Annotated in this window: 3 protein-coding genes and 1 pseudogene; all 4 read right to left on the minus strand. The window is 51.7% G+C overall.

All coding sequences use genetic code 11. The features are described 5' to 3' along the window. Positions 1 to 588 (minus strand): annotated as a pseudogene (locus RH88_RS10050) (hypothetical protein); the annotation flags it as partial. Beyond that, a complete protein-coding gene (locus RH88_RS10055; RefSeq protein WP_005595516.1) occupies positions 578 to 1,159 on the minus strand; it encodes a DUF3486 family protein in 582 nt (193 codons plus the stop codon). The gene RH88_RS10055 and the pseudogene RH88_RS10050, both read right to left, overlap by 11 nt. A gap of 16 nt (positions 1,160 to 1,175) precedes the next feature. After that, positions 1,176 to 1,682, minus strand: a complete 507-nt coding sequence (locus RH88_RS10060; protein WP_005595518.1) for a hypothetical protein — start codon at positions 1,680 to 1,682, stop codon at positions 1,176 to 1,178. Then, positions 1,679 to 1,859, minus strand: a 181-nt coding sequence (locus tag RH88_RS23595; protein WP_005595520.1) for a hypothetical protein, incomplete at its 5' end; no start/stop codon positions are given. The genes RH88_RS10060 and RH88_RS23595, both read right to left, overlap by 4 nt.

A 1,859-nucleotide genomic window follows, 5' to 3' on the forward strand; every position in this document is an offset into this window, starting at 1 on the left:
CGTCGATATCATGCGAACGCGGCCCCCCCACATCAATACCGCTTGCACCGCTTTTAACATCTCGGCTAGTTCTGGTTGGTGCGCCGCCTCATCGACGGTTACATCACCTTGCAGACCACGGATGTTGGCAGGGTTAGAGCTGAGCGCTTGAACCTTAAAACCCGATTTTGGAAAACGGATCATGTAGGAGAGGATTTCACGCTCGTTGTCGTCATCCCAGAACGGCACCTCATAGACGCTTGCCTTGGCCCCTGCGTTGTAGGCTTTCGCAAACAAAGCGACGGCGGCGATGTATTCCAGCGCCATCTCTTTTTTTGTGCCGATGTAGAAGGTGTTGCGGCCACCACGCGATCGAGGTTTTGAAGCGGTCAGGGCGTCCTTGCCCGCTTGCGCAAACGTAATACCGGTTCGACGACTCTTTTCATGAATCGCTAGCGGGGCCTCTTCGTTAAACCACTGCGCTTGATAGGGTAAGAAGAACGCCTCTTGCAGCACTGAGTTTTGCTCAATCTTGCCAAGGTCAATGCCTGCGGCGTCGCACTCTTCTTGTAAATCAATCTCGCGCACGGTGGATGCGTTATTGCTCATTGGCGATACCTGTTAGCGCTTGGCGAATCACGCGCTCCATGTCTTCACTGGTGCCATCCATGCCTTTGGTAATTTCACCAGGCAGACGCTTACTGAGCTCTTCCACAAAGGCGCGGCGCACTTCTTTCTCCATACGCATTTGCGTGCGTTGGGATTCAGTAATACGACGGATAGCCAGCATGATCTTATTAAGCTGCTCTACGGGGATAGTCGCCTCAGAGCCGTCCTCGTTCTTTTTCGAGGTCGCCAGCACTTTAAAGACTTCCGCCTTAACCATTTCAATCAAGGCGTTGTTGACATCTGCGGTTGGCTCATCACCTAAGTTCTGAGCCAGTGACGCCGCCAGCTCTCGCGCTTCACGCATCACCTGCATCGAGTCATGAAAGCGATTGGCGTATCGGTTAAAGGTTGGGTAGGAAAAATCGTGCTCATCGAGCAATCCGCGCTCCGTTAAGAGCGCTTTGATTTGCTTGACGATATCGGCTTGTTGGAGTTTGCCATCCAGCAATAGCTTATCGACTTTCTTTTTGATATCCGGTGGCAGCATCTGGATTTTGCCAGGCTTGGGCACCTTTTGATGTCTCCCTTTATGGGATGGATTGTTTCGTTTCAACGTTGTGTCTCCGCTTCATCATGCGCTCGATGACTGGGGCGGCATTTTGTATTGCACGCTCACCAAACAAAAAGCCAAGCACCAAGAAGTTGATCAAAAGAAGGGCAGACTCTTGCGTTTCGCTCAGTCCTGTCCATTGACCGCTAAACCACATCACATCCATATAGATGGTGAGAAACCCCCAGATAGGCCGCTGACAACCGCGCAAGAAAAGCATTAACGGGCCAAGTATCGGAATGGTTTTTAAATCGGCGGCGGTGCCTTCTAAATCCTTAATGCGCTCGGTGATTTGCTGCTCGGCTGAAAGCGCAATCTCGGCCGCTTGCTTGTTCTTGGTTAGCTCAAGGTTTTGCAGAGCCAGTTCAATGTTGGCTTGCTGCTCTGGGCTTAAATCCGGTGGCAGGTACGCCTTGACGGTATCAAGTACCGTCTCAGCCAATCCGCCCGTTAATGCGTTAGCGATGTTTTTTAAAAAGCTCATGGATACCTCACAAAAAGCGCTTTCGCTCTCTCAAGACCATGCAGGGGTGAAGAGGCTTGCTGTTTTGCATGGTGAATATCCCAAGGCGTGACACTGTGCCAGCCTTGCTCGTAAGCGCTTTGCCATGTTGGGTTATGGGAATAAAGCCCCACGTGGGTGCGCTCATCCAGCAGCTCA

Source organism: Vibrio scophthalmi LMG 19158 (assembly GCF_000222585.1).
In the GTDB taxonomy this organism is placed as follows: Bacteria; Pseudomonadota; Gammaproteobacteria; order Enterobacterales; family Vibrionaceae; genus Vibrio; species Vibrio scophthalmi.

Coding starts and splice junctions, on each gene's coding strand:
- RH88_RS10060 (WP_005595518.1), bottom strand. CDS start 1,682: ATGAGCTTTTTAAAAAACATCGCTAACGCATTAACGGGCGGATTGGCT.